Annotated in this window: 26 protein-coding genes and 1 tRNA gene; 14 read left to right on the top strand and 13 right to left on the bottom strand. The window is 71.2% G+C overall.

Translation table 11 applies throughout. The features are described from left to right. Positions 1–82: 82 nt before the first annotated feature. Positions 83–622 (bottom strand): GlcG/HbpS family heme-binding protein, encoded by a 540-nt coding sequence (locus ACZ7J0_RS28455; protein WP_470892054.1) that lies wholly within the window; start codon positions 620–622, stop codon positions 83–85. 397 nt (positions 623–1,019) lie between these two features. Here ACZ7J0_RS28455 and ACZ7J0_RS28450 point away from each other — a divergent pair, with 397 nt between their 5' ends. The 5 genes from ACZ7J0_RS28450 to ACZ7J0_RS28430 all read left to right on the top strand — a co-directional run bounded on the left by ACZ7J0_RS28450 (position 1,020) and on the right by ACZ7J0_RS28430 (position 5,092). Then, positions 1,020–2,147 carry a sensor histidine kinase gene (locus ACZ7J0_RS28450; RefSeq protein ID WP_470892124.1) on the top strand — a complete coding sequence of 376 codons (1,128 nt, stop codon included), beginning with the start codon at positions 1,020–1,022 and terminating at the stop codon, positions 2,145–2,147. After that, a complete protein-coding gene (locus ACZ7J0_RS28445) occupies positions 2,144–2,764 on the top strand; it encodes a response regulator (RefSeq protein WP_470892052.1) in 621 nt (206 codons plus the stop codon). The genes ACZ7J0_RS28450 and ACZ7J0_RS28445 overlap by 4 nt, the downstream gene beginning before the upstream one ends. A gap of 85 nt (positions 2,765–2,849) precedes the next feature. Beyond that, complete coding sequence (locus ACZ7J0_RS28440) at positions 2,850–3,386, top strand: hypothetical protein (RefSeq protein WP_470892050.1); 537 nt, start codon at positions 2,850–2,852, stop codon at positions 3,384–3,386. 13 nt (positions 3,387–3,399) lie between these two features. Next, positions 3,400–3,900: a hypothetical protein gene (locus ACZ7J0_RS28435; protein WP_470892048.1), complete on the top strand. Its 501-nt coding sequence runs from the start codon at positions 3,400–3,402 to the stop codon at positions 3,898–3,900. Positions 3,901–4,093: 193 nt separating this feature from the next. Then, positions 4,094–5,092: a zinc-binding dehydrogenase gene (locus ACZ7J0_RS28430; protein WP_470892046.1), complete on the top strand. Its 999-nt coding sequence runs from the start codon at positions 4,094–4,096 to the stop codon at positions 5,090–5,092. A gap of 61 nt (positions 5,093–5,153) precedes the next feature. On the opposite strand, the gene ACZ7J0_RS28425 is transcribed toward ACZ7J0_RS28430, so the two are convergent. Continuing rightward, a complete protein-coding gene (locus ACZ7J0_RS28425) occupies positions 5,154–5,624 on the bottom strand; it encodes a GNAT family N-acetyltransferase (RefSeq protein ID WP_470892045.1) in 471 nt (156 codons plus the stop codon). 157 nt (positions 5,625–5,781) lie between these two features. On the opposite strand from ACZ7J0_RS28425, the gene ACZ7J0_RS28420 reads away from it, so the two are divergent. Beyond that, positions 5,782–7,173: an NAD(P)/FAD-dependent oxidoreductase gene (locus tag ACZ7J0_RS28420; protein WP_470892043.1), complete on the top strand. Its 1,392-nt coding sequence runs from the start codon at positions 5,782–5,784 to the stop codon at positions 7,171–7,173. 46 nt (positions 7,174–7,219) lie between these two features. On the opposite strand, the gene ACZ7J0_RS28415 is transcribed toward ACZ7J0_RS28420, so the two are convergent. Next, positions 7,220–7,296, bottom strand: a tRNA-Thr gene (locus ACZ7J0_RS28415). Positions 7,297–7,476: 180 nt separating this feature from the next. Here ACZ7J0_RS28415 and ACZ7J0_RS28410 point away from each other — a divergent pair. The 3 genes from ACZ7J0_RS28410 (at position 7,477) to ACZ7J0_RS28400 (ending at position 9,951) form a co-directional block, all read left to right on the top strand. Further along, positions 7,477–8,574, top strand: coding sequence for an ABC transporter ATP-binding protein (locus ACZ7J0_RS28410; RefSeq protein ID WP_469123190.1), 1,098 nt, complete (start codon positions 7,477–7,479; stop codon positions 8,572–8,574). A 213-nt stretch (positions 8,575–8,787) separates the two neighbouring features. Next, entirely contained in the window at positions 8,788–9,201 is a 414-nt protein-coding gene (locus tag ACZ7J0_RS28405) for a hypothetical protein (protein WP_468712489.1), read from the top strand. A gap of 33 nt (positions 9,202–9,234) precedes the next feature. Then, positions 9,235–9,951 carry a nucleotidyltransferase family protein gene (locus tag ACZ7J0_RS28400; RefSeq protein WP_470892041.1) on the top strand — a complete coding sequence of 239 codons (717 nt, stop codon included), beginning with the start codon at positions 9,235–9,237 and terminating at the stop codon, positions 9,949–9,951. 171 nt (positions 9,952–10,122) lie between these two features. Here the strand turns inward: ACZ7J0_RS28400 and ACZ7J0_RS28395 are convergent, their stop codons facing one another. From ACZ7J0_RS28395 to ACZ7J0_RS28370, 6 genes are all read right to left on the bottom strand, one after another. Next, on the bottom strand, positions 10,123–11,676 hold the full coding sequence (locus ACZ7J0_RS28395) for a DoxX family protein (RefSeq protein ID WP_470892039.1): 1,554 nt from the start codon (positions 11,674–11,676) through the stop codon (positions 10,123–10,125). A gap of 192 nt (positions 11,677–11,868) precedes the next feature. Then, positions 11,869–12,828 carry a 23S rRNA (guanosine(2251)-2'-O)-methyltransferase RlmB gene (rlmB, locus tag ACZ7J0_RS28390; RefSeq protein WP_468712494.1) on the bottom strand — a complete coding sequence of 320 codons (960 nt, stop codon included), beginning with the start codon at positions 12,826–12,828 and terminating at the stop codon, positions 11,869–11,871. A gap of 103 nt (positions 12,829–12,931) precedes the next feature. After that, entirely contained in the window at positions 12,932–14,332 is a 1,401-nt protein-coding gene (cysS, locus tag ACZ7J0_RS28385) for a cysteine--tRNA ligase (protein WP_470892037.1), read from the bottom strand. 101 nt (positions 14,333–14,433) lie between these two features. Beyond that, positions 14,434–14,931: a 2-C-methyl-D-erythritol 2,4-cyclodiphosphate synthase gene (ispF, locus tag ACZ7J0_RS28380; protein ID WP_469123186.1), complete on the bottom strand. Its 498-nt coding sequence runs from the start codon at positions 14,929–14,931 to the stop codon at positions 14,434–14,436. Then, on the bottom strand, positions 14,921–15,658 hold the full coding sequence (gene ispD, locus ACZ7J0_RS28375; protein WP_470892034.1) for a 2-C-methyl-D-erythritol 4-phosphate cytidylyltransferase: 738 nt from the start codon (positions 15,656–15,658) through the stop codon (positions 14,921–14,923). Before ispD ends, ispF begins: the two co-directional genes overlap by 11 nt. 397 nt (positions 15,659–16,055) lie before the next feature. Then, positions 16,056–16,538: a CarD family transcriptional regulator gene (locus ACZ7J0_RS28370; protein WP_003953493.1), complete on the bottom strand. Its 483-nt coding sequence runs from the start codon at positions 16,536–16,538 to the stop codon at positions 16,056–16,058. Between the two features lie 654 nt (positions 16,539–17,192). Between ACZ7J0_RS28370 and ACZ7J0_RS28365 the strand changes: the two genes are divergently transcribed. Next, positions 17,193–17,870, top strand: coding sequence for a copper chaperone PCu(A)C domain-containing protein (locus ACZ7J0_RS28365; protein ID WP_470892033.1), 678 nt, complete (start codon positions 17,193–17,195; stop codon positions 17,868–17,870). A gap of 124 nt (positions 17,871–17,994) precedes the next feature. On the opposite strand, the gene phoP is transcribed toward ACZ7J0_RS28365, so the two are convergent. Continuing rightward, entirely contained in the window at positions 17,995–18,666 is a 672-nt protein-coding gene (phoP, locus tag ACZ7J0_RS28360; protein WP_465270246.1) for a response regulator transcription factor, read from the bottom strand. A 5-nt stretch (positions 18,667–18,671) separates the two neighbouring features. Further along, the gene (phoR, locus tag ACZ7J0_RS28355) at positions 18,672–19,931 is read right to left on the bottom strand and encodes a two-component system sensor histidine kinase PhoR (RefSeq protein ID WP_470892031.1); all 1,260 of its coding nucleotides are present in this window, start codon (positions 19,929–19,931) and stop codon (positions 18,672–18,674) included. 262 nt (positions 19,932–20,193) lie between these two features. Here phoR and phoU point away from each other — a divergent pair, with 262 nt between their 5' ends. Beyond that, positions 20,194–20,874, top strand: coding sequence for a phosphate signaling complex protein PhoU (phoU, locus tag ACZ7J0_RS28350; RefSeq protein ID WP_470892029.1), 681 nt, complete (start codon positions 20,194–20,196; stop codon positions 20,872–20,874). Positions 20,875–21,165: 291 nt separating this feature from the next. On the opposite strand, the gene ACZ7J0_RS28345 is transcribed toward phoU, so the two are convergent. Next, positions 21,166–21,636 (bottom strand): GNAT family N-acetyltransferase, encoded by a 471-nt coding sequence (locus ACZ7J0_RS28345; protein ID WP_470892027.1) that lies wholly within the window; start codon positions 21,634–21,636, stop codon positions 21,166–21,168. Positions 21,637–21,765: 129 nt separating this feature from the next. On the opposite strand from ACZ7J0_RS28345, the gene ACZ7J0_RS28340 reads away from it, so the two are divergent. The 3 genes from ACZ7J0_RS28340 (at position 21,766) to ACZ7J0_RS28330 (ending at position 24,400) form a co-directional block, all read left to right on the top strand. Then, entirely contained in the window at positions 21,766–22,113 is a 348-nt protein-coding gene (locus ACZ7J0_RS28340) for a DoxX family protein (protein WP_470892025.1), read from the top strand. A gap of 52 nt (positions 22,114–22,165) precedes the next feature. Beyond that, positions 22,166–23,113, top strand: a complete 948-nt coding sequence (gene sigJ / locus ACZ7J0_RS28335) for an RNA polymerase sigma factor SigJ (protein WP_470892023.1) — start codon at positions 22,166–22,168, stop codon at positions 23,111–23,113. A 93-nt stretch (positions 23,114–23,206) separates the two neighbouring features. Next, positions 23,207–24,400 (top strand): NAD(P)/FAD-dependent oxidoreductase, encoded by a 1,194-nt coding sequence (locus tag ACZ7J0_RS28330; RefSeq protein WP_470892021.1) that lies wholly within the window; start codon positions 23,207–23,209, stop codon positions 24,398–24,400. A 76-nt stretch (positions 24,401–24,476) separates the two neighbouring features. Here the strand turns inward: ACZ7J0_RS28330 and ACZ7J0_RS28325 are convergent, their stop codons facing one another. Continuing rightward, complete coding sequence (locus ACZ7J0_RS28325) at positions 24,477–25,235, bottom strand: phosphoglyceromutase (protein WP_470892019.1); 759 nt, start codon at positions 25,233–25,235, stop codon at positions 24,477–24,479. Positions 25,236–25,335: the final 100 nt, after the last annotated feature.

The raw sequence follows: 25,335 nt of genomic DNA, 5'->3' as shown, positions 1-25,335 counted from the left end.
CGCCCGGGAAGCCCGGACGCCCTCGGAGCGCGGACACCTGTCGAGCTGCTCGGCCGGGTGCTCGTCCCGTTACCTGACCGGGTTACTTGTCCAGGGAGGCGACGCCCGCCTGGGCGAACTTCTCGTCCAAGTCGCCGCTCGGCGCGCCCGCCACGCCGATGCCGGCGATCGGGGCACCCTTCGCGGTGACCGGGGCACCGCCCGCGAGGAACAGCGTGCCGGGGATGTCCTTCAGGTTCGGGGCCTGCGCGAGCCGCTTGGCCAGCTCGGAGGTCGGCGCGTTCCAGGAGACCGCGGTGAACGCCTTGCGCTCGGCGGACTCGGGGGACTGCGGGCCGGCGCCGTCGCCGCGCAGGGTGACGATGGTGTTGCCGTTGCGGTCGACGACGGCGACGGAGACCCGCTGGTTCTCCTTGCCGGCTGCCTCCAGGACGGCCTGGGCGGCCTCGGTCGCGGCCGCGACCGTCAGATGGGTGGACTGCTGGAGGTTGCCGTGGGCGGCGTCGGCCTCGACGCTCGACCGGCTCTCGGCCGCCGGAGCGGACGCGCTGGCGGAGACGGCGCCGAAGGTACCGGCGGCGAGGGCGGCGGCGACGGTCGCACCGATCAGGATCTTCTTCATGGGGAGGGCTCCTCGGACGTGGGGTGGCGGGGCAGGGCGGAGGTCGTTCGCCCTGCCTTCGATCCTGGAGCCGTGTCCGGGGCCGTACGGTCCACGAAGCGGATGCCTCCGTCGCGCATGATGGACGACAGGAGGGTCAGCCGATCGGTTGATGCCGATCTGGTCCCGCCGGGTCACCATGAAGACATCGGCCCAGGTCAGACCAGTCCCGGGACCCCGGGAATCCCGGGCCGGTGCGGATGCAGGGCCGTACGGGTCCAAGGCCGTACGGGTCCAGGGCCGGCCGAAAGGACAGACCGGCCCGGATCCCGGACCAGTACCCGTGCCGCGCGCCAGGTGAGAGGAGCAAGCGGTGACCCACGAGCACGACCCCGACGCCCACTGGCTAGCCCGGGTCATGCACGCGGCGTTCTTCGTGCTCCTCGGCGCCTCCCTCGCCCGCTATCTGCTGCGCCACCCGTGGGAGGGCCGCAGCCCCTGGATCGTCGCCCTGAGCGGCGCGCTCGTCTCGCTGTACGTCCTCGGGCCCGTCCTCGGCACCACCCGCGCCACTCCCCGCCGGATCGCCTGGTTGTCCACCGTCGTCGCCGTCTGGATGGTCCTCGTCGTCCTCGCGCCGAGCTTCGCCTGGTGCGCCGTCCCCCTCTTCTACACAGGCCTGCGCACCCTCCCGCCCCGCGCCGCGATCGTCCTCGTCGCCCTGCTCACCGCGTTCGTCGTCGCCGCCCAGCTCCCGCTCACCCACGGCGCGTTCGACCCCAACCTGGTGGTCGCGCCACCCGCCGTCGCCGCCGTCGCGACCGCCGTCTTCGTCCACGCGCAGCGCCAGACCGACCGTCAGCGCACCCTGATCGACGACCTGATCAGGACCCGCCGCGAACTGGCCGCGACCGAACGCCGCGAAGGCACCCTCGCCGAACGACAGCGCCTGTCCATGGAGATCCACGACACCCTCGCCCAAGGCCTGTCCAGCCAGCAGATGCTGCTCCAGGCCGCCGAACGCACCTGGGACAGCGACCCGTCGACCGCCCGCCGCCATGTCCGTACGGCCGAGTCCATCGCCGAACGCAACCTCGCCGAAGCCCGCCGCTTCGTCCACGACCTCGCACCCGCCGACCTCGCCGAGGGCGGCGGACTGGAACAAGCCCTGCGCGCCCTCGCCGCCCGCGAGTCCGCCGGCTGCCGCGTCGACGGCACACCCGTCCCGCTGCCCGACCGGGTCCAGTCGGCGCTGCTGCGCATCGCCCAGGGCGCGCTGGCGAACGTACGCGAGCACGCGAACGCCACCGCCGCCGCGCTCACCCTGACCTACCTCGACGACCAGGTCGTCCTCGACATCGCGGACGACGGCCGCGGCTTCGACCCGCACGACCCGGCGCTGTCGCCGGACAAGGGCGTACGAGGACACGGCCTGCCCGCGATCCGGGCCCGCGTCCAGCAGCTCGGCGGCACCCTCACCATCGAGTCCGCCCCCGGCGAGGGCACCGTGCTCTCCGCCGCGATCCCCCTGGAGGTCGCGCCGTGACGGTCCGGATCCTGCTCTGCGACGACCACGCCGTCGTACGCGCCGGGCTGCTCGCGCTGCTCGGCAGCGAGCCCGACATCGAGGTCGTCGGCGAGGCGGGCAGCGGCGAGGAGGCCGTGGCCATGGCCGCGAAGCTCGCCCCCGACGTCGTACTGATGGACCTCCAGCTCGGCCCGGGCATCGACGGCGTGGAGGCGACCCGCCGGATCGCGACCCCGACCGTGCACGTCCTCGTCCTGACCACCTACGACACGGACGCCGACATCACCCGCGCCATCGAGGCGGGCGCCACCGGCTACCTGCTGAAGGCGGAGCGCCCGGAGGAGCTGTTCGCGGCGATCCACTCGGCCGCCCAGGGCCGTACGACCCTGTCCGCGCCCGTGGCCGGGCGGGTCATGGACCGGATGCGCGGCTCGGCGCCGCCCCCACTGACCGACCGCGAGCGGGACATCCTCGGCCAGCTCGCGCAGGGGCTCGGCAACCGGGAGATCGCCAGGGCGCTGTTCATCAGCGAGGCCACGGTGAAGACCCATCTGGGCCGCATCTACGGCAAGTTGGGTGTGGACACGAGAGCGGGCGCGGTGGCGGTGGCCAAGGAGCGCCGGCTCCTCCCGTAGGGTGCGGCGCCTCCCCCGCACGGCGGAGGGAGTCCGCCGCGGGGGACGAAGCGCGGGTCCCCTGTCCAGGGCCAGAGTGAGAGCCATGACGACAACGCCGGCACAGACGCCCACCCCCCGGAACGCCGCCGCCTCCTCTCCCGCCACCGCCCCCGCACCGGCACCCCGCTGGGCCCGCCGTGCCGCCCACGCCATCGCCCTGTGCGCCCTCCCCTCCGGCCTGTGGCGCATCGCCATGGCCGCCGGCATCTACGTCGGCTACAGCGAGCAGATCCTGCGCGACGTCTTCGACATCCCCGGGTGGGGCATCGCGTACGTCGTCGGCCTCTCCGTCATCTCCGAGCTGGCCGCCCTCTTGCCCCTGCTCCTCGTCACCGACCGGTGGCGGCCCCTGCGCCCCCGGACCCTCGCCGCATCGGCGTGGACGGCCTCGGCCGTGCTGGTCCTGGGCGTGCTGTCGCAGATCGTGGTCCTCTTCACCGTCGAGAGCCAGACCTACATGACCCCCACGGCCAACACCGTCTGGTGGTTCTTCTTCGCCCCGCTGTTCGCCATCCCCGCCCTGATGACCGCCGTGACCTGGTCCTACGCGAAGCGGCACCGCGCACACCACGCGGCATGACACCATCGCGTACGTGCTCGACATCGGCTACTCCCTCTCCCGTCGCTTCCCGGACCCCCCGCAGACCGACTACCGGCGCGCGGACGTCCAGGCCATCCGCCACGACCTCTTCTGCGGGGACGTCTATCTGGCGGACACCAAGGCCGACCGCGAAGTGTCCACAGCCTGGGGATGGGTCCCGGTGCTCGACTGGGCCTGGGCCCTGTGCGACATCGTCGAGCAGCTCGACCGCGACCCCCGGGGCAGCCGCGCCTCCCAGCCGCAGTACGCCGAACTCGACTTCACCGAATCCACCGACCGGATGCTCTTCGAGCGACGCTTCGGCTGGGTCGATGTCGAAGCCGACTGGATGCCCGGCGACGAACCCCCGCTCACCTTCAGCCACGGCGAACTGCGCCGGGAGGCACGCGACTTCCTGCACGACCTGATCGCCGACCTCACCGACATGCACGAGGGCCTCGCCGACAACCCGGTGATCTGGGACCTCCAGGCCCGCTTCCCCCGCACCCCCTGACCTCGGCGCACCCCCGCCCGCCGCACCCCTGCCGGCGCCCGGCTCACCTCCCGGCCGGCGCCCGCACCCACCACGGCCGACCCCCGGGCCGCCGCACCCCCGGCCGGCGCCCGCACCCACCACGGCTTGACCTCAAGCGCGCTTGAGGTCGGAGGCTGTTCCCCGTAGCAGCCGCCCACCAGGGGAGCCCGACATGCACGCCATCCGCCTCCACGCCTTCGGCCCCGCCGAGAACCTCACCTACGAGGAGACGCCCGACCCGCAGCCCGCCCCCGGCCAGGTGCGGATCGCCGTCACCGCCGCAGGCGTCCACCTCCTCGACACCGCGCTGCGCCAAGGCATGACAGGCCCCTTCCCCGCCCCCGCCGAACTGCCCACCATCCCCGGCCGCGAAGTCGCCGGCACCGTCGACCGGCTCGGCGAAGGCACCGACCCCTCCTGGCTCGGCAAGCGCGTCGTCGCCCACCTCGGCCTCGCCCCCGGCGGCTACGCCGAACTCGCCGTCGTCGACGCCGCCAAGCTCCACGCACTGCCCCCGCACCTCGGCGACGCCGAAGCCGTCGCCATGATCGGCACCGGCCGCACCACACTCGGCATCCTGCAGTTCACCGAACTCGGCCCCGACTCGATCGCGATCGTCCCCGCCGCCGCCGGCGGCATCGGCACCCTCCTCGTCCAGTACGCGAAGAACGCCGGCGCCACCGTCATCGGCCTCGCCGGCGGACCACGGAAGGTCGCCCGCGTCCGTGAGAACGGCGCCGACCTCGCCGTCGACTACAAGCAACCCGACTGGCCCGACCACGTCCGCGCCTTCCTCAAGGACAGGCGCGCCACCGACGTCTTCGACTCCGTCGGGGGCGACACCGGCCGCGCCGCCGTCGACCTCCTCGGCAAGGGCGGCCGGCACCTCGTCTTCGGCTGGTCCGGAAAGGGCCCCCACGACGGGACCCCCCTCACCTTCACCGACGAGGAACTCGCCGAACGCGGCATCACCTCCGAGGGCGTCCTCGGCCACGCCATGATCCAGAAGGCCGGCGGAGACGTACGCGCCCTCGAAACCCGCTCCCTCGCCGAAGCCGCCTCCGGCCGCCTGCGCCCCGCCGTCCAGCGCTTCCCCCTCGCCGAGGCAGCGGCCGCCCACCACGCCCTGGAGAACCGGGGCACGATGGGCAAGGTCGTCCTGATCCCCTGAGCCCCTGAGCCCCTGGTCCCCCGCCGCCCTGAGCCCTCGACGGGACGAGACGGCCCAGGGCCTACGAACCCAACTCCGTCAGCGCCTCGTCGGTCAGCCGGTACACGGTCCACTCATCCTGCGGCCTCGCACCCAGCGACTTGTAGAAGTTGATCGACGGGGTGTTCCAGTCCAGCACCGACCACTCCAACCGCTCGTACCCACGCTCCACACAAATCCGCGCCAGCTCCGTCAGCAGCGCCTTCCCATGCCCGCCACCCCGCATCTCCGGCCGGACATACAGATCCTCCAGATAGATCCCGTGCACCCCACGCCACGTCGAGAAGTTGAGGAACCACAGACAGAACCCGGCCACCTCACCCTCCTCCGTCTCCGCGATGTGCGCGAACGCCGCCGGCCGCTCCCCGAACAACGCCTCCCTCAGCTGCGCCTCACTCGCCCGCGCCTCATCGAGCGCCCGCTCGTACTCGGCGAGCTCACGGACCATCGCGTGAATGACAGGGACATCGGCAGGTGTGGCAGTACGAATCATGAACGCAGCCTCCCCCAAGCCCGCCCTCCCGCGCCAGCAGCACATCGAGCGACCAGCCGCTCCCCACACGACGGAATCCGCAGGTCCAAAGCCCCACCGCATCCAGTAACGTCCCGCCAGACGCACTCGTCCGCACCCACTCGCACCGAGGAACACCATGAGCACCGTCAACGGCGGCATATCGTTCTGGTACGCGCAGGAGGGGGTCCCCGCCCCCCGCGAGCCGCTGCCCGGCGACGCCACGGCCGACGTCTGCATCGTCGGCGGCGGCTACACCGGACTCTGGACGGCCTACTACCTCAAGAAGGCCGTCCCCTTCCTCAACATCACCGTCCTCGAAGCCAAGTTCTGCGGCTACGGCGCCTCCGGCCGCAACGGCGGCTGGCTCTACAACGGCATCGCCGGCCGCGACCGCTACGCCGAACTCCACGGCCAGGACGCCGCCGTCCGCCTCCAGCAGGCCATGAACCACACCGTCACCGAGGTCATCCAGGTCTGCGAGACCGAAGGCATCGACGCCGACATCCACCACGGCGGCGTCCTCGAAGTCGCCCACTCGCCCGCCCAGTTGACCCGCCTCAAGGCCTTCCACGCCGCCGAGACCGCCTTCGGCGAAAAAGACCGCGAACTCCTCGGCGCCCGCGAAACCGCCGAGCGCATCCGCGTCACCGGAGCCGTCGGCTCCACCTGGACCCCCCACGGCGCCCGTCTCCACCCGGTCAAGCTCGTCCAGGGCCTCGCCGCCGCCGTCGAAGCACTCGGCGTCACCATCCACGAATCGACGCCCGTCTCCGAGATCCGCCCCAAGCACGCCATCACCCCGTACGGCACCGTCCGCGCGCCGTACATCCTGCGCTGCACCGAAGGCTTCACCGCCAACCTCAAGGGCCTCAAGCGCACCTGGCTCCCCATGAACTCCTCCATGATCGCCACCGAGCCCCTCTCCGAAGAGATGTGGGCACAGATCGGCTGGGAAGGCCGCGAAACCCTCGGCGACATGGCCCACGCCTACATGTACGCCCAGCGCACCGCCGACAACCGCATCGCCCTCGGCGGCCGCGGCATCCCCTACCGCTACGGCTCCCGCACCGACAACGACGGCCGCACCCAGCCCGAGACCATCGACGCGCTCCGCGAGATCCTCGTCCGCTTCTTCCCCCAGCTCGCCGGGGTCGGCATCAGCCACGCCTGGTCCGGCGTCCTCGGCGTCCCCCGCGACTGGTGCGCCACCGTCACCCTCGACCGCTCCACCGGCCTCGGCTGGGCCGGCGGGTACGTCGGCTCCGGCGTCGCCACCACCAACCTCGCCGCCCGCACCCTGCGCGACCTGATCCAGCAGGACTCCGGCCAGAGCGGCCCCACCGACCTGACCACGCTCCCCTGGGTCAACCACAAGGTCCGCACCTGGGAACCGGAACCCTTCCGCTGGCTCGGCGTCCACGCCCTCTACGCGGCCTACCGCACCGCGGACCGCCAGGAGTCCCGGTCCCCCACCTCCGAAACGGCCCGCCTCGCCCAAGCGGCGAACCGCATCTCGGGCCGCCACTGAAAACACACGTGGCCCGGACCTGAAAAGGTCCGGGCCACGCCTCTGCTGGAGCCCCCTGTCGGATTCGAACCGACGACCTACGCATTACAAGTGCGTTGCTCTGGCCAGCTGAGCTAAGGAGGCAAGGAGTGCAGTGTAACCAACGCCCGCACCGCCCCGGCCGAAAATTTCCGCGCCTCAGGGCTACTGACAGATCGCCTGCGGCCAGGTAGCGTCACGGACGGTCCATTTAGTGGACTAGACCCATTCTTCCTTCCAATCGGATCGTCCGGCACGTTCCTGCCGGTGAAGGGACACATCACCATGGCTTCTGTCACGTTCGACAAAGCGACCCGGCTCTACCCGGGGTCCACCAAGCCCGCCGTCGACCAGCTCGAGCTGGAAGTCGCGGACGGCGAGTTCCTCGTACTCGTCGGCCCCTCCGGCTGCGGCAAGTCCACCTCGCTCCGGATGCTCGCCGGGCTCGAGGACGTCAACGGCGGTGCCATCCGCATCGGTGACCGTGATGTCACGCATCTGCCGCCGAAGGACCGGGACATCGCCATGGTGTTCCAGAACTACGCGCTCTACCCGCACATGACCGTCGCCGACAACATGGGCTTCGCGCTCAAGATCGCCGGGGTCAACAAGAGCGAGATCCGCGCGAAGGTCGAGGAGGCGGCGAAGATCCTCGACCTGACCGAGTACCTGGACCGCAAGCCGAAGGCGCTCTCCGGTGGCCAGCGGCAGCGTGTCGCGATGGGGCGGGCCATCGTGCGGGAACCGCAGGTGTTCCTCATGGACGAGCCGCTGTCGAACCTCGACGCCAAGCTCCGTGTCTCGACCCGTACGCAGATCGCCTCGCTGCAGCGGCGCCTCGGCATCACCACCGTGTACGTCACGCACGACCAGGTCGAGGCCATGACCATGGGCGACCGTGTGGCCGTCCTCAAGGACGGCCTGCTCCAGCAGGTCGACTCGCCGCGCAACATGTACGACCGCCCGGCGAACCTCTTCGTCGCCGGCTTCATCGGCTCCCCCGCCATGAACCTGGTCGAGGTCCCGATCACCGACGGTGGCGTGAAGTTCGGCAACAGCGTCGTCCCGGTCTCCCGTGAGGCGCTCACCGCCGCCGCCGACAAGGGCGACACCACGGTGACCGTCGGCGTCCGCCCCGAGCACTTCGACGTGTCCGGCGCGGACAGCGAGGAGGGCCTGGCCGTCTCCGTGAACGTCGTCGAGGAGCTCGGCGCCGACGGCTACGTGTACGGCTCCGCCCGGGTCGGCGGCGAGGACAAGGACCTGGTCGTCCGCGTCGGTGGCCGTGCCGTCCCGGACAAGGGCGCCGTGCTGCACGTGGTCCCCCGCCCGGGTGAGATCCATGTGTTCTCGACGTCGACGGGCGAGCGCCTCAGCGACTGATCCGCAACCGCAGTTCCGCCACCTGGCCCCGCACTCCGGTGCGGGGCCTTGTGCGTGCTCCGGGCACCCTCGAACTCATGTCGACAAATACCCCGGCAGATCGGCCAATTCGGACTCCGGCGTCAACACCCGATTCGAAAAGAACCCTCGAACCGTCCCCCGCGAGAGTGACTAAATGTCGCCAAATCATCACTGGGCGCTACGCTCGCCTCCGTGACCCACACAGCCCGCCGAATCGGCCGCTCTCTCGCCCTCGTCCTGCCCGTCGTCCTGGTGCTCTCCGGAACTCTCGCGGTCACCAGTGTCCCGTGGGCAGGTCATGGAACCGACTCCCAGATGCTCACCGCATCCTCGGAGGACGTCTCCGTACGCGCCAAGCCGCGTGCACCGCAGGATATTCTCCGCGACCGCCTTCTCGCAGAACTTCAGGAGAAGGACCCCGGTACGGCGCTCACCCACCTGCAGCGTGAGGTCGAGGCGCGCCCGTCGTTGGCCAAGCACTGCATGTCGATCGCCCGCGCCCTCGGCCGCGCCGCGGTCCAGCACTACGGCCCCACGCGCGCGCAGTCGTACTCCCGCCCCGTCTGTGACACGTCGTTCGCCTCCGGCGTTCTGTACCAGAGCTGAGCCGGTCCCAGAGGTGCGCATATCGTGCGCGGTATGCATACCTCTCCGACGCAGGCCGTGATCCTGGCGGGCGGCCAGGGCTCGCGCCTGCGGCCGTACACCGACGACCGCCCCAAGCCGATGGTCGAGATCCCGGGAACAGGGGTCCCGATCATCGGCCATCAGCTTTCCTGGCTCGCGTCCGAGGGCGTCACGGACGCCGTGGTGTCCTGCGGGCATCTCGCCGGGGTGCTCGAGGACTGGCTCGCGGGCGCCGATCTGCCGCTGCGGGTCAAGACGGTCGTGGAGAGGGAGCCGCTGGGCCGCGGTGGCGGCCTCAAGTACGCGGCCGCGCACCTGCCGGAGCCCGAGCAGCCCTGGTATGCCACCAACGGCGACATCTGGACCCGCTTCTCCCTGCGGGAGATGGCCGCGTTCCATGCCGAGCGTGACGCGACGGCGACGCTGGCCCTGGCCCGGCCCCGGATTCCGTGGGGGGCCGTGGAGACCGACGCGTTCGGCCACATCACCGACTTCATCGAGTCGCCGCCGTCGCCGTATCTGATCAACGCGGGTGTGTACGTCTTCTCCGCCGCGTTCACCGCGCTGCTGCCGGACCAGGGCGACCACGAGCGCACCACGTTCCCGCGGCTGGCCCGCGAACGGAGCCTGGCCGGCTTCCCGTTGCCGCAGGGAGCGTACTGGCGCGCCATCGACACGGCGAAGGACCTGACGGAGGCGGCGAAGGAACTGGCGCTCCACGCCCCCTGAGCGTCTTCTCCCGCCCTACGGCTCCAGTCCCCGGCCCCGGGCGCGCCCCGGGGCCGTGAGGGCCGTGGGCGCCCCTGCCGGAGAACCCCGCCGGCCCACGGCTCCCCCTCGCGCGCAGAAGGGCGGCCACCGCTTCCGCGGTGGCCGCCCTTCTCCGTGTCCGTGGTGACGTCAGCCCAGCAGGCCGCCGATCGGGTTCCGGCTGTCGCCGCCCGAGCCGCCGTCGTCGGAGCCGCCCGTCGAACCGCCGCCGCCCGTGCCGCCCGTGGAGGTCGGGCCGGTGCTGGTCGCGGGCGGGGGCGCCGGCTTCGACTGCTGCGGGGGACGCTGGCCGGTGCCCTGGGAGGAGCTGGGTCGGCCGCCCTCGATCCGGCCCGACTCGCGGACCTTGCCCGCCGGTGAGGACTTCTCCGCGGAGGGGCTGCTGTCGGCGCCGCCGGACGGGGACGGTTTGGGCCGCTTGGTCGGCGCCTTGAAGGACGGGCTGCGCTCGCCCGGCTCCTGCGGAAGGGGCTGGCCGGGCAGGTGGTTGATCGGGTCGTCGTCGGGTCCGGGCACGGTCACCATGTCGGTGGACCGTACGGCTCCGCCGAGGACCGAGCCGGTGAGCAGCGTGAGGCCGACGACGAGGGCCGCCATGACGGTGCCGCGGCGCAGTACGCGGCGCCGCAGGTCCCAGAGTTCGGCGCGCGGGCCGAGCCTGCGCCAGGCCTCGCCCGCGAGGCGGCCGTCGAGCGAGTAGACGGGGGCGCCCGCGATGATCAGCGGGGACCAGGCGGCGAGGAAGATGATGTCGGGCGCGTCGTAGACCGGGACGGTCTTCCAGCTGACGGTGAGGATCAGCGCGGCCGACAGGAGTGCGCCGCCGACGGCCGCGACCCGCTGCCAGAGGCCGAAGACGGTGAGTACGCCGACGACGACCTGGAGGAAGGCGACGGTGAGTCCGGCGCCGACGGGGTGCTGGAGGGCGAAGTCGCGCAGCGGTTCGGCGAGGGGCCACGGGTGGAGTGAGGTGAGCCACTTCACCATGGAGCCGCGCTCGCCGCCGTCGAAGTAGACGGGGTCGCAGAGCTTGCCCATGCCGGCGTAGATGGAGATGAAGCCGAGGAAGACGCGCAGCGGGAGCAGGACGACGCCGAGGTTCATGCGGCGGCCGGGGTAGTAGGCGTGGCGGACGCCGGCGCCGTCGGAGGCCGCGGGGCGGGTGTCGCCGTGCCGCTGGGGCCGGACGTCGAACCGCTCGTCCTCGTCGGTGTCGCGCGCGTATGACTCGTACGCCTCGTACTCGTCGTAGGCGCTTTCGGCGCGCCGCATCGGCGGCAGCAGCGGAGTGGCGGCGCCGCCGCGCGAGGGGCCGGGGACGACGGGGGTCTCCATGGTGTCGTCGGCGAGGCCGAGGCGCGGAATGACCTGGGTGGCGCCGGCGTCGAGGGTTCCCACCGCGCCGCTCTCGCGGACGGCCTGGAGCAGGCCGGTCGCGCCCGGGTCTCCGGGGGAGGAGCGTCCGCTCCAGACGAGGGGGGCCCTGCGCCGCGCCGCGCCCGCCCCGCTGAGCGCGGAAGCCCTGGCGCTCACGGCGAACTTCGGCTTCTGGGCCGGGGCGAGCCGCACACGGAAACTGGCGTGGTTCACGATGACCTGCGCGGGATCGCAATCCACCTTGACCATGCTCAATGCAGGCTGATCGTCGAACCCCGGCCGGGGCGTTCTGGTGTCCACACTCATCTAACCGAGTGACGCGGGATTAGGACACTGCCTTGACGGGCTCGGAATGTCCGAGACCCGTCAAGATCGCTTTCGGCCGGACGGAGTAAGCGCGGGGGGCGGGCAGGGGCCGCGGAAAGCGCCCAGTTCAGAGCGCCGGACGCCGGTGTTCCGAACGGCGTCGCCGCGGGTGGCCCCGCCCGTACCTCCGGGCTAGTGGGCCCTGCGCCGGGCGACCTCGTAGAGCACGATGCCGGCGGCGACTCCGGCGTTGAGCGACTCGGCGCCGCCCGGCATCGAGATGCGCACGCGGTAGTCGCAGGTCTCGCCGACGAGGCGGCCGAGGCCCTTGCCCTCGCTGCCAATGACGATGACGACGGGGCCGTCGAGCTGCTCGAGGTCCTCGACGGTGTGCTCGCCGTCGGCGGCCAGGCCGACGACGGTGAGGCCGGCCTTCTGGTAGCTCTCCAGGGCCCGGGTCAGGTTGGTGACGCGGGAGACCGGCGTACGGGCGGCGGTGCCGGCGGAGGACTTCCAGGCGCCGGCCGTCATTCCGGCGGCGCGCCGCTCGGGCACGACCACGCCGTGGCCGCCGAAGGCGGAGACGGAGCGGACGATCGCGCCGAGGTTGCGGGGGTCGGTGACGCCGTCGAGGGCGACGATCAGCGGGTCCTCGCCGTTGTCGTAGGCGGCGGCGGTGAGGTCCTCGGGGTGGGCGTACTCGTACGGCGGGACCTGGAGGACGAGACCCTGGTGGTTGAGCCCGTTGGTCATCCGGTCGAGCTCGGGGCGCGGGGCTTCCATCAGGTTGATGTTGCCGCGCTCGCCGGCGAGCTTGAGGACGTCGCGGACGCGCTCGTCGTTGTCGATGAACTGCTGGACGTAGAGCGTGATCGCGGGGACGCCGTCGCGCAGGGCCTCGTAGACCGGGTTGCGGCCGACGACCATCTCGGACGTGCCCTTGGCGCCACCGCGGCGGGGCGCGGGTCGGCGGGCCGCGGCCTGCTTGGCCTGGGCGTTGGCGATGCGGTTCTTCTTGTGTCCCTTGCGGGCGGAGGCGGGCGGCGTGGGGCCCTTGCCTTCGAGGCCGCGGCGTCGCTGGCCACCGCTGCCGACCTGCGCGCCCTTCTTGTTGGACGTGCGGCGGTTCCTGCGCTGGCTGTTCCCGGCCATGGCTATCTGTTTCCCGTCAATCTCCATCCACATGAGGAATGTGGATCGCGTACATAAGTCAAAGTGTGCCGCCCGGGCTGCCGGGCGGCACATCAGCGGCGGCTCAGCGCGCTCCCAGCGTCCACCGCGGCCCGTCGGGGCTGTCCTCGATGGCGAGGCCGGACTGGTTCAGCTGGTCGCGGATCGCGTCGGCGGTCGCCCAGTCCTTGCGCTCCCGTGCCGACTCGCGCTGCTGGAGCACCAGCCGTACGAGGGTGTCGACGGCGCCGTGCAGGTCCTCGCCGCGCTCGGTCTCGCCGGCCCATCGCGGGTCGAGCGGGTCCAGGCCGAGGACACCGAGCATCGCACGTACCTCGGCGAGGCGGGCGATGGCGGCGTCCTTGTCGTCGGCGGCGAGGGCGGAGTTGCCCTGGCGGACCGTGGTGTGGACGATCGCGAGCGCCTGTGGGACGCCCAGGTCGTCGTCCATGGCCTCGGCGAAGGCCGGCGGGACCTCGGCGGAGGGCTCGACGGGGCCGCCCGCCTTCTCGACGACGCGCTGGATGAAGCCCTCGATCCGCGCGAACGCCGACTCGGCCTCGCGCAGGGCCTCCTCGCTGTACTCGATCATCGAGCGGTAGTGCGGGGTGCCCAGGTAGTAGCGCAGGACGATGGGGCGCCATGTCTTGGTCATCTCGGAGACGAGCACCGAGTTGCCGAGCGACTTGGACATCTTCTCGCCGCTCAGGGTGACCCAGGCGTTGTGCATCCAGTACCGCGCGAACTCGTCGCCGAAGGCCTTGGCCTGGACGATCTCGTTCTCGTGGTGGGGGAAGATCAGGTCGAGACCGCCGCCGTGGATGTCGAAGACGCTGCCCAGGTACTTGTGGGCCATCGCGGAGCACTCGAGGTGCCAGCCGGGGCGGCCGCGGCCCCACGGGGTCTCCCAGTCGGGTTCCCCGGGCTTGCTGGCCTTCCACATGGCGAAGTCGCGGGGGTCCCGCTTGCCGGTGATGCCTTCCTCGCTGGGCTGGCGCAGGTCGTCGATGTCCTGGTTGGACAGCGCCAGGTAGTCGGGGTAGGAGCGCACGTCGAAGTAGACGCTGCCGTCGGCCTCGTACGCGTGGCCGCGCTCGATCAGGGCGCGCATCATCTCGATCATCTCGGGCACGTGGCCGGTGGCGCGCGGCTCGTAGGTCGGCGGCAGGCAACCGAGGGCGTTGTAGCCGTCGTTGAAGGCGCGCTCGTTCTCGTAGCCGATGGACCACCAGGGGCGGCCCTGTTCGGCCGACTTGGCGATGATCTTGTCGTCGATGTCGGTGACGTTCCGGACGAAGGTGACGTCGTGGCCGCGGTAGGTGAACCAGCGGCGCAGGATGTCGAAGTTCAGGTAGGACCTGACGTGCCCGATGTGCGGGGCGGCCTGCACGGTCGCGCCACAGAGGTAGATCGAGACGCAGCCCGGAGTGAGCGGGGTGAAGTCACGGATCTGCCGGGCGCTGGTGTCGTACAGGCGAATAGTCACGGCATCCAGGGTAGTGGCCCCATAGCAGTGCCCCGCGACCTATTCCCGGTCGCGGGGCGTCTTTTTCGGCACGCTTTCGCCTGTGGGTGGCGGCGGAGGGCTCAGGCCGTACGGAAGACCAGCGCCGTGGCGATCGCGGCGAGGCCTTCGCCGCGGCCGGTGAGGCCGAGTCCGTCCGTCGTCGTGCCGGAGACGGAGACGGGAGCGCCGGCCGCTTCGGAGAGCGCCTTCTGGGCCTCGTCGCGCCGCTTGCCGACCTTGGGCCGCACGCCGATGACCTGGACGGCGACATTGCCGATCTCGAAGCCCTCGGCGCGGACGATCCGGGCGGCCTCGGCGAGGAGGGTCACTCCGGAGGCGCCGGACCACTCGGGCCTGCTGGTGCCGAAGTGGGCCCCGAGATCGCCGACGCCGGCGGCCGAGAAGAGGGCGTCGCAGGCGGCGTGGGCGGCGACGTCACCGTCGGAGTGGCCGGCGAGGCCGTACCCGTCGTTCTCGGCTCCGTCCCAGAGCAGGCCGGCGCACCACAGTTCGCGGCCCTTCTCGAAGGCGTGGACGTCGGTGCCGATTCCGACGAGGGGGAGCGTGCTAGAAGCCATCGTTGGCCCTCCTGCGGGCGAGAACCGCCTCGGCGAGTACGAGGTCGAGGGGCCGGGTGACCTTGAAGGCCTCCTCGTGACCGGGGACGACGACGACCCGGAGGCCGAGCTGTTCGACCATGCTCGCGTCGTCGGTGACGTTGTCGGTGACGGTCGCGTGGGCGCGGACCAGGGTGTCGTGGTCGAAGCCCTGCGGGGTCTGAACCGCGCGCAGCAGGGACCGCTCGGGCGTCGCGACGACGGGCTCGGGCTCGCCCTTCTCACGGGGCTCGACCTGCTTGACGGTGTCCGCGAGCGGCAGCGCGGGGACCACGGCGACGGCGCCGTCCCGTACCGCTTCGATCACCGCGTCGACGGTGTCGACGGGGACGAGGGGGCGGGCCGCGTCGTGGACGAGGACGGTGGTGATGCCCTCGGGGAGCGCTTCGAGGCCGAGCCGGACCGACTCCTGGCGGGTGTCGCCGCCGGGGACGACGAGGTAGTCGGTCCTCTCGGGCAGGGCGTGGGCGTCGAGGAGGTTCTTGACCTCGGGGGCGCCGTCGGGCGGGGCGACCACGACGACGAGCGAGACCGCGCGGGAGGCGGCCATCGCGCGGATGGCGTGGATCAGCATGGGGGTGCCGTTCAGGGCGCGGAGCGCCTTGGGGGCGCCGGGGCCGAGGCGGACGCCCCGGCCGGCCGCTGGGATCACCGCGGCGGTGCGGCCAGGCCGCGTTTCGTCTGACATCGGTTGCACTCCGGCAGGTTTGTTTGCTCGGCCGACATGGGTATGGCCTTGGGGGCACCCCCCGGCCCAAGGATTCTCAAGGATCGAGTCCCAAGGATCGAGGGAGTGCCGGGCGCTCGACCGGACCCTTCCGTGACACCGGTTGAGCACCAGCTGTGTCAGCTGCCCGGCCCGGCACACCAGGGGTGCGGTGGGCGTGAGGCGCTGGGGTGTGGTGGTCCGTGGTTTCGGTGTGATGGCCAGTGGTGCGCCTGTGGTGGGAGGCGCGGTATGTCTGTGGTCGCCGACGTCTGTGGTGCAGACATGCCGCAGCGCCCGGCGACAAGCCTGATTTCTCAGGATGTCAGCGGGCACCGCGGCATTGACTACAGCGACCAGCGACCTTGGAGCAGGTCACTCAGGACGCGAGGACCTCGTCGAGCAGAGCCTCGGCCTTGTCCTCGTTCGTGTTCTCCGCGAGGGCCAGCTCGCTCACCAGGATCTGCCGAGCCTTGGCAAGCATGCGCTTCTCACCTGCGGAAAGTCCGCGCTCACGCTCGCGGCGCCACAGGTCGCGCACCACTTCGGCGACCTTGATGACATCGCCGGAGGCGAGCTTCTCGAGATTTGCCTTGTAGCGACGGGACCAGTTCGTCGGCTCTTCGGCGTACGGCGCGCGCAGCACCTCGAAGACCCGGTCCAGCCCGTCCTGTCCGACCACATCGCGCACGCCGACGAACTCCGCATTGTCCGCAGGCACACGTACCGTCAAGTCGCCCTGGGCGACCTTGAGCACCAAGTAGGTCTTGTCCACGCCTTTGATCTGGCGAGTTTCGATAGCCTCGATCAGCGCGGCCCCGTGATGGGGATAGACCACGGTGTCGCCAACCTTGAACGTCATGTGACAGGTACCCCTTCCGTGGCTATCCAGGGTAACACGGATACGGCTTCTTCTGAATGGCGTTTTCGCAGGTCAGGGCATATCTCGGGGCTTGACAACAGCGACGGGCACGTGCTGCGCGGGGCTTGCGGAAGGGGGTATTCGCAGGTCGGAGCGGCTGCGCGGGGGGCGAGAAACCCGGACGTTACACGCACTTGGAAGCCCTCCGGAGAGCTGTGATGTCCCGTTTTGCCGGTTCCAAGAGGTGATCTTCCCGTACTCCGTTCGGATGTCGGTCACCCGTACGGACGCATCCGCGCCGAATCCACGAATTGATCACCGGTCGCTCACGCACGGCTATTCGGTAACGGCCGGGAAGTAATGCGCGGCGGCCACTTAATTGATCAAGGCGGATATGTGAACGGCGGACGAATCGGCGGGATCCCGCCGTCGGCCCGGTACGACTCCGGGTCGGCGGCGGGTCGGCGGCGGTCCGCGACCGAGGCGATGACGGTCCGGCTCCGTGGCGGGCGGCGGTCGGAGTCCGTGGCGGCGGCGGGGCCTTGGGGGCGGGTCGGGTGCGGCGGGGGCAGGACGGCTCGGTAACCTGAGCGCGCTGAACCATGCACAGCCTGTCCATAAGCCCGTCCGTACGTCCAAGGAGATGCCGCCGCCGTGAGCCGCAGCCTTCGACGCGGCGCCCTCGCCGCCACCGCCATCGTTCTCTCGATCGCCTCGCTCTCCGCCTGCGGTGCGGGCAACGACGCCCAGACCCTCGAAGTAAGGCCGGACAACGCCGCCGTCACCGTCGATGACGTCAAGATCCAGAACGTCGCGGTGATCACCCAGCCGAAGGGCGCCGAGGGTCCCGCCGCCGTCTCGGCGACGATCTTCAACAACGGCCGCGAGGAGCAGAAGCTCGAATCGATCACCCTGCCCGGAAGCTCCGGCGCCGTGAAGCTCACCGGCGTCAAGGGCTCGTCCGGCATCACCGTGCCGGCCAACGGCTCGATCGTCCTCGGCGGCAAGGGCAACCCCACCGCGGTGATCGCGAACGGCCGCGAGGCGACGAAGGACGGCGATGTGCAGGACGTCGTCTTCAAGCTGAGCAAGACCGGTGACGTGAAGATCCAGGCGCTGGTCGTCTCGGCGACGGGCTACTTCAAGAACTACGGCCCGGCCGAGGTGCCGGCGCCGCCGGCCGGCGGGCCGGACGAGAAGCCGTCGGGCTCGGCGACGGGTGAGCCCGCCGACGGTGCGCACGGCGAGGGTGAGCAGTCGGACAAGCCGGCCGACGGCGCGACCGCCCCGTCGGACGACGCCTCCGCGTCGCACTCGGCCGCCGGTCACTGAGGCCGCGCGTCACCGACCCCGTGAAACGCCACGTGCGCCCCGCCGGAAGGATCCGGCGGGGCGCACGTGTATGCCATGGGTCCCGTGTGTACGCGGAAGCCCCCGGAGCCCCGCGCCGGCCGGCCTACGGCTCGAACTTGTAGCCGAGGCCGCGGACCGTGACCAGGTAGCGCGGCGCGCCCGGGTCCGGCTCGATCTTGGCCCGCAGACGCTTCACATGGACGTCGAGGGTCTTCGTGTCGCCCACGTAGTCCGCCCCCCACACCCGGTCGATGAGCTGCATCCGGGTCAGCACGCGGCCCGCGTTGCGCAGCAGCATCTCCAGCAGGTCGAACTCCTTCAGCGGAAGGTCGACCTTCCCGCCGGAGACCGTGACGACGTGGCGGTCCACGTCCATCCGGACCGGACCGGCCTCCAGGGCGGCCGGGGTGACCTCCTCCGGCTCTCCGCGGCGCCGCAGGACGGCGCGGATGCGGGCGACCAGCTCGCGCGAGGAGAAGGGCTTGGTGACGTAGTCGTCGGCTCCTATCTCCAGGCCGACGACCTTGTCGATCTCGCTGTCCTTGGCGGTCACCATGATGACCGGGACGTTGGAGCGGCCGCGCAGCTGGCGGCAGACCTCCGTACCGGGCAGACCCGGCAGCATCAGGTCGAGGAGGACCAGGTCGGCACCGTTGCGCTCGAACTCGTCGAGACCGTCGGGCCCGGTGGCCGCCACAGCGACTTCGAAACCCTCCTTGCGGAGCATGTAGGACAGGGCGTCGCTGAAGGATTCCTCATCCTCGACGACAAGCACTCGGGTCACGGAAGGACCTCCGGGGCGGGGAGCGGTTCGGTGGTGGTCACAGGGTCGGTGTCGTGGTCGGCGGTCGAGGCCGACGAAGGGGAGGCGGAGGACGAGCGGTCGCGGCCGGCTCCGGCCTCCGGCAGCCGCAGCGTGAAGGTGGAGCCCTGACCCTCGGTGCTCCAGACGGTCACCTCACCGCCGTGCGAGGCGGCCACGTGCTTGACGATGGCCAGGCCGAGGCCCGTACCGCCGGTGGCGCGGGAGCGGGCGGGGTCGACGCGGTAGAAGCGTTCGAAGACCCGCTCGCGGTCCTTCTCGGAGATGCCGATGCCCTGGTCGGTGACGGCTATCTCGATCATGTCCCCGCCGGGGGCGGTGACGCGGCGCGCGGCGATGCCGACGCGGGTGCGGGCCGGTGAGTAGTTGACGGCGTTCTCGACGAGGTTGCCGAGAGCGGCGGCGAGCTGGCCGCGGTTGCCCCACAGGAGCAGGTCCGCGGTGCCCCCCGAGGCCATGGTGATCTGCTTGGTGGAGGCGGTGTGCCGGGAGCGGTCGATGGCCTCGGCGACCAGTTCGTCGACCCGGACGGGCTCGGAGTCCTCCAGCGGGTCGTCGTTCTGCACCCGGGAGAGGTCGATCAGCTCCTGGACGAGGTTGGTCAGCCGGGTGGCCTCGATCTGCATCCGGCCGGCGAAGCGGGTGACCGCCTCGGGGTCGTCGGAGGCGTCCATGACGGCCTCCGAGAGGAGCGATAGCGCACCCGTCGGAGTCTTGAGTTCATGGCTGACGTTCGCCACGAAGTCGCGGCGCACCGCTTCGATACGGCGGGCCTCGGTGAGGTCCTCGACGAGCAGCAGCACGAGCCGGGAGCCGAGCGGGGCGACCCGGGCGGAGACGGCCAGAGCCTCGCCGCGGCCGGTGCCCCGCCGGGGCAGGTCCAGTTCCACCTGGCGTATCTCGCCGTCCCTGCGGGTGTCGCGGGCCATGTGGAGCATGGGCTCCACGGCCAGCTTTCCGCCGCGGACCAGGCCGAGGGCGTACGCCGCGGAGCTCGCCTTCACCACCGAGTCGCTCTCGTCGAGAACGACCGCGGAGGAGCGCAGGACGGACAGGACGGTGTCGACGCCGGGCGGGAGCACGGCGTCGGTGTGCAGGGAGGTGCGGGTGGGCCTGGCCTGGTCGCGCTCGCTCCAGCGGAACGCCAGCATGGCGATCACGCCGGTGCACACCCCGGCGATAGCGGCCAATGCGGCAACCGCCGCGTTCACGTCCATGCATCCAGGTTATGCGTGGTCACAGACACTCTCCCAGCCGTCCGGGTGGCTGCTCGAACAGTCGTCGCCCAGAGTTCACCGAGGGGATGGTGCGGGTTCACTTGGTCCGCGGCGGACCCCGGCCCGCGTCGCCCAGAGTTCACTCGGGTGAAAGTGCCGGTTCACTTGTGGTGGGAGAGCCGGACGCGTAGGGGGCTGACCGTGGGAACGTGGGGGTCCGAGCCCCACCCGGACCCCGGTTGCCGTGTAGAGAGGGACACCCATGCGGGACGCGTACCACGAGGAACTTGACTCGATCGGCGAGGGCCTGGTCGAGATGGCCAGGCTGGTCGGGTCGGCGATCGGGCGCGCCACGACGGCCATGCTCGACGCGGATCTGAAGCTCGCCGAGAGCGTGATCGCGGCGGACCAGAAGGTCGACGATCTGCAGCACGATCTGGAGGCCCGGGCGATCGCTCTGCTCGCCCGTCAGCAGCCGGTCGCCACGGACCTGCGGATCGTGGTGACGTCGCTGCGCATGAGCGCGGACCTGGAGCGCTCGGGCGACCTGGCACAGCACGTGGCCAAGCTGGCCCGGCTGCGGTTCCCGAACACGGCCGTGCCCCGGGACCTGCACGCGACCATCCTTCAGATGGGTCAGCTGGCGCAGCGCCTGATGGCGAAGGCCGGCGAGGTCATCATCACCAAGGACGTCGATCTGGCGCTCCAGCTGGAGCAGGACGACGACGAGATGGACCTGCTGCACCGGACGCTGTTCCAGCACCTGATGGACGACCGCTGGAAGCACGGCATCGAGACCGCCGTCGACGTGACGCTGCTGGGTCGTTACTACGAGCGCTTCGCGGACCACGCGGTGTCGGTGGCGAAGCGTGTCGTCTACCTGGTGACGGGCGAGCACGCGGACGATCTCCAGCAGTCGGAGGCTCCGGTCGAAGGCGCCTGATGCCGCGATGCGCCGTTGATGCGCCGGGAGTTGTGGGCATGCAATGGGGAGAGGCGATGTACGCCTTTGAGGAGGGACCCCATGGCCGATTCCCCCACGACCGACTCCCCGCAGGAAGCGCCTGTTGAAGTGGTGCTCCTGCCCGTTCTCGGCGCCTGCGGCTGCGGCTCGGGCTGCGGTTGTGGCTGCCAGTCCGGCGCGCCGTGCCAGTGCGGAGGCTGAGGCCGTTCCGTACGGACGACGACGAAGGGCCCTCCCCCTCCCGGGGCGGGGCCCTTCGCCGTTGACGGCTCACCCGGTGGGCAGGTCCCGTACGCCGACGGTCTGGCCGCCGCTGGTCTCGCCGGTCGGGCGGAAGCCGAGGCGCCGATAGAACTCCCCCGGGCCCTCGTCGTCCGGCTCCCAGGTCGTGTAGACCCGCGTCCCGCCGCGCCGGCGCACCTCCTCGCACACCGCCTCCACGGCGAACCGCCCATATCCGCGGCCCTGTTGGTCGGCGGCGATGTTCAGCCGCCACAGTCCGCTGCGGCGGTCGTCCGGGTCCTCCTCCGGGTTCCAGCGGATGTCCAGGAACGCCATCAGGAAGCCCACGAGCGCGTCCCCGTCGAAGATCAGACGGGGCCAGGCGGTGTCACCGTACGCATACGCCTCGGCGAGGGACGTGACGACCGGTGCGACGTTGCGCTCCTGATCGGGCCGGACGCGCAGGGCTGTCGCGGCGTCGACGGTGGCGGGGGTGACCTTCTCCAGGCGGGGTGTCATGCACGCACCATAAAAATCTTCCCCCGTCCTGTCACATTCGCGCGCCGCGCCGGGTCAATGCGGTGAAAGCCCACCGCACCGCGCCGGAGCGACTCCGCACCGGCTTCCGCCCGAAGAGGAGCGTTCCCGATGTCCACCACCTACGTCGTCGTCACCGTCCTGGCCGCCGTCATGACGGGCTTCTCCGCCGGATCCGTCTTCTTCCGCGCCAAGTGGGTCGTCGAGCCCCTCGCCGACTACGGCGTCCCGCGGTCCTGGTGGACCTGGCTCGGCCTCGCCAAGGCCGCCGGAGCCGTGGGCCTGCTGGTGGGCCTGGCCGTCCCGGTCATCGGCGTCCTCGCCGGCATCGGCCTGGTCCTCTACTACGCGGGCGCCGTCATCACCGTGATCCGGGCGCGCTGGTACGCCCACGCCCCCTTCCCGCTGGTGTACGCGGCGCCGGTGGTCGGCGCGCTGGTCCTGGGGTTCACCGGCTGAAGACCGCCCGGATCACGGCAAGGTCCGCACCGCGAGAGCTAGGATCCGGGCCATGGCCCTGACCATGAACGACGTCGACCGTTTCGAGGCCGCCAGGCCCCGCCTGGAGGCCATCGCCTACCGCCTCCTCGGCTCAGCGAGCGAGGCCGAGGACGCCGTGCAGGAGACGTTCCTGCGCTGGCAGGCGTCCGACGTCGACCACATCGTGGTCCCCGAGGCCTGGTTGACGAAGGTTCTCACCAACCTGTGCCTCAACCAGCTCACTTCGGCCCGCGCGCGGCGCGAGAGCTATGTGGGCCAGTGGCTGCCCGAGCCGCTGCTCGGGACCGACCCGATGCTCGGCCCTGCCGAAACCGCCGAGCAGCGCGAATCGGTCTCGTACGCCGTTCTCGCCCTCCTGGAGCGCCTCTCCCCCAACGAGCGGGCGGTGTACGTGCTGCGGGAGGCCTTCGGCTACCCGCACCGGGAGATCGCCGAGATCCTCGACCTCACCGAGGCCGCCAGCCAGCAGATCTTCCACCGCGCCAAGAAGCACGTCGCGGACGGCAAGGCCCGCACCGAGATCGACGAGGCCGCCGCCCGGCGGATCGTCGACGAGTTCCTCGCGGCCGCCACCAGCGGTCGGACCGAACCGCTCGTACGGCTGCTCACCCAGGACGCCATCTCGATCGGCGACGGCGGCGGGAAGGTCCCGGCCCGCACCAAGGCGTTCGAGGGCGCTCTCGCGGTCGCGACGTTCATGCGGGGCCTGTTCAAGCCCGGCAAGGCCAAGCGGAACCTGGTCGGCGGTTCGCCCGAGGTCTACGCCACGACCGCCAACGGCGACCCCGCCCTCGTGGCGGTGCTCGACGGACGGGTCATCGGCATCATGTGCCTGGAGGTCACCGCCGACGGCATTGCCGCTGTCCGCAACCAGGCCAACCCCGACAAGCTCGAACGCGCGACCCGGCAATGGGCGGCCGCCGACCACGGCGAACCCCTGCTCAAAAACGCCTTCTGACCCTGATGTGAGGTGCTTCACATCGCGTTCCTGTCAGGAAACGGTCGGCCGCCCGGTTCAGGTGGCGAATCCGCTCAAGACAGGAGCAAGAAAATGCAGCACCGCATCATCGTCCTCGGAGCCGGATACACCGGAGCCATCGCCGCCGGGCGCCTCGCCAGGCGACTGCACCGCGAAGACGTCGCCCTCACCCTCGTCAACGCCGAGCCCGACTTCGTCGAGCGCGTCCGGATGCACCAGCTTGCGGTCGGCCAGGACCTCAAGCCCCGGCCCTTCAGCGAGATGTTCGCGGGCACCGGTGTCGAACTGAAGCTCGGGAAGGTCACCGGCGTCGACGTCGACCGCAGGACGGTCGCCGTGGTCGACGCGAACGGCGCCCAGGAGCTGGAGTACGACACCCTCGTCTACGCCCTCGGCAGCGGCTGGAACGACCAGGGCGTCCCCGGCACCGCCGAGCACGCCCACGAGATCGCCAGTCGCCCCGGAGCGCTCCGGCTGCGCGAGCGCCTGGCCCGGCTGGCCGCCGGAGAGCCCGTGGTCGTGGTCGGCGGCGGCCTCACCGGTCTGGAGGCCGCGACCGAGATCGCCGAGGCCCGCCCGGAGGTCGAGGTGACCCTCGCCGCCCGCGGCGAGCTCGGCGACTGGCTCTCGCCCAAGGGCAGCCGGCACCTGCGGAAGGTCGTCGACAAGCTCGGCATCACCGTGCGCGAGCACACCGCCGTCACCGGCGTCGCGGCCGACCGCGTCACCACCGCCGACGGAACGTCCCTCCCGGCCGCGGTCACCGTGTGGACCACCGGTTTCGCCGTCCACCCGATCGCGAAGGCCACCGCCCTGGAGGTCACCGACACCGGCCAGATCGTGGTCGACCGGACCATGCGCTCGGTCTCGCACCCGGACGTGTACGCGGTCGGCGACGCGGCCATGGTGAGGGGGCCCGGCGACAAGCCGCTGCGGATGTCGTGCGCCTCGGGCGTCCCCGTCGCGTGGCAGGCCGCCGACGCCATCGCGGCGCGCCTGACCGGCGGGAAGCTGCCGAACGTGCCGGTGCGCTACTTCAACCAGTGCATCTCGCTGGGGCGCAGGGAAGGCCTGATCCAGTACGTCACCGCCGACGACCGCGCCGTCCGGGCGGCCCTGACGGGACGGTTCGCCGCCGTCTACAAGGAGCTGGTCTGCAAGGGCGCGGCCTGGGGCGTCGCCAACCCGCTGCTCGTGCCGACCCGGCCCCGCCGCGTGGTGCGGGAGACGGCCCAGGCGGGCGCGGCGGTCAAGGCCCCGGCCTGACGCCCCGCGTGCACCCGCAGCTGACGAAGCCCCCTACCGGCGGAGGAACCGCGGCAGGGGGCCCGATCAGTACCGCTTACTTCTTGCCCTGGTTCTTGACGGCCTCGATGGCCGCCGCCGCCGCGTCCGGGTCCAGGTAGGTGCCGCCCGGCTTGATCGGCTGGAAGTCGGCGTCCAGCTCGTAGGCGAGCGGGATGCCCGTCGGGATGTTCAGGCCCGCGATGTCGGCGTCCGAGATGCCGTCGAGGTGCTTGACCAGCGCGCGGAGGCTGTTGCCGTGGGCGGCGATCAGGACCGTGCGGCCCGCCAGCAGGTCCGGGACGATGCCGTCGTACCAGTACGGCAGCATCCGGTCGACGACGTCCTTGAGGCACTCGGTGCGCGGACGCAGCTCGCTCGGGATCGTCGCGTAGCGGGCGTCGTGGGCCTGCGAGAACTCGTTGTCGTCGGAGAGCGGCGGCGGGGGGGTGTCGTACGAGCGGCGCCACAGCATGAACTGCTCCTCGCCGAACTCGGCGAGCGTCTGCGCCTTGTCCTTGCCCTGGAGCGCGCCGTAGTGGCGCTCGTTCAGGCGCCAGGAGCGGTGCACGGGGATCCAGTGGCGGTCCGCGGACTCCAGCGCGAGCTGCGCGGTGCGGATGGCGCGCTTCTGGAGCGAGGTGTGCAGTACGTCGGGGAGCAGACCGGCGTCCTTGAGCAGCTCACCGCCGCGGACTGCCTCCTTCTCGCCCTTCTCGGTGAGGTTGACGTCCACCCAGCCGGTGAACAGGTTCTTCGCGTTCCATTCGCTCTCGCCGTGGCGGAGGAGGATCAGCTTGTACGGTGCGTCGGCCATGCGTACGAGCCTAATGGACGTCCCGACCGGCTCGCGGGCCGCGCGACGCTTGACGACTCCCGTCAATTGAGTGGCCGGGCCAGAGCACGCGCTTGTAAGT

The organism is Streptomyces sp. NPDC038280 (assembly GCF_055600045.1).
The sequence above is the reverse complement of the archived record's forward strand: the minus strand, read 5'-3'. Positions and strand labels throughout refer to the sequence as shown.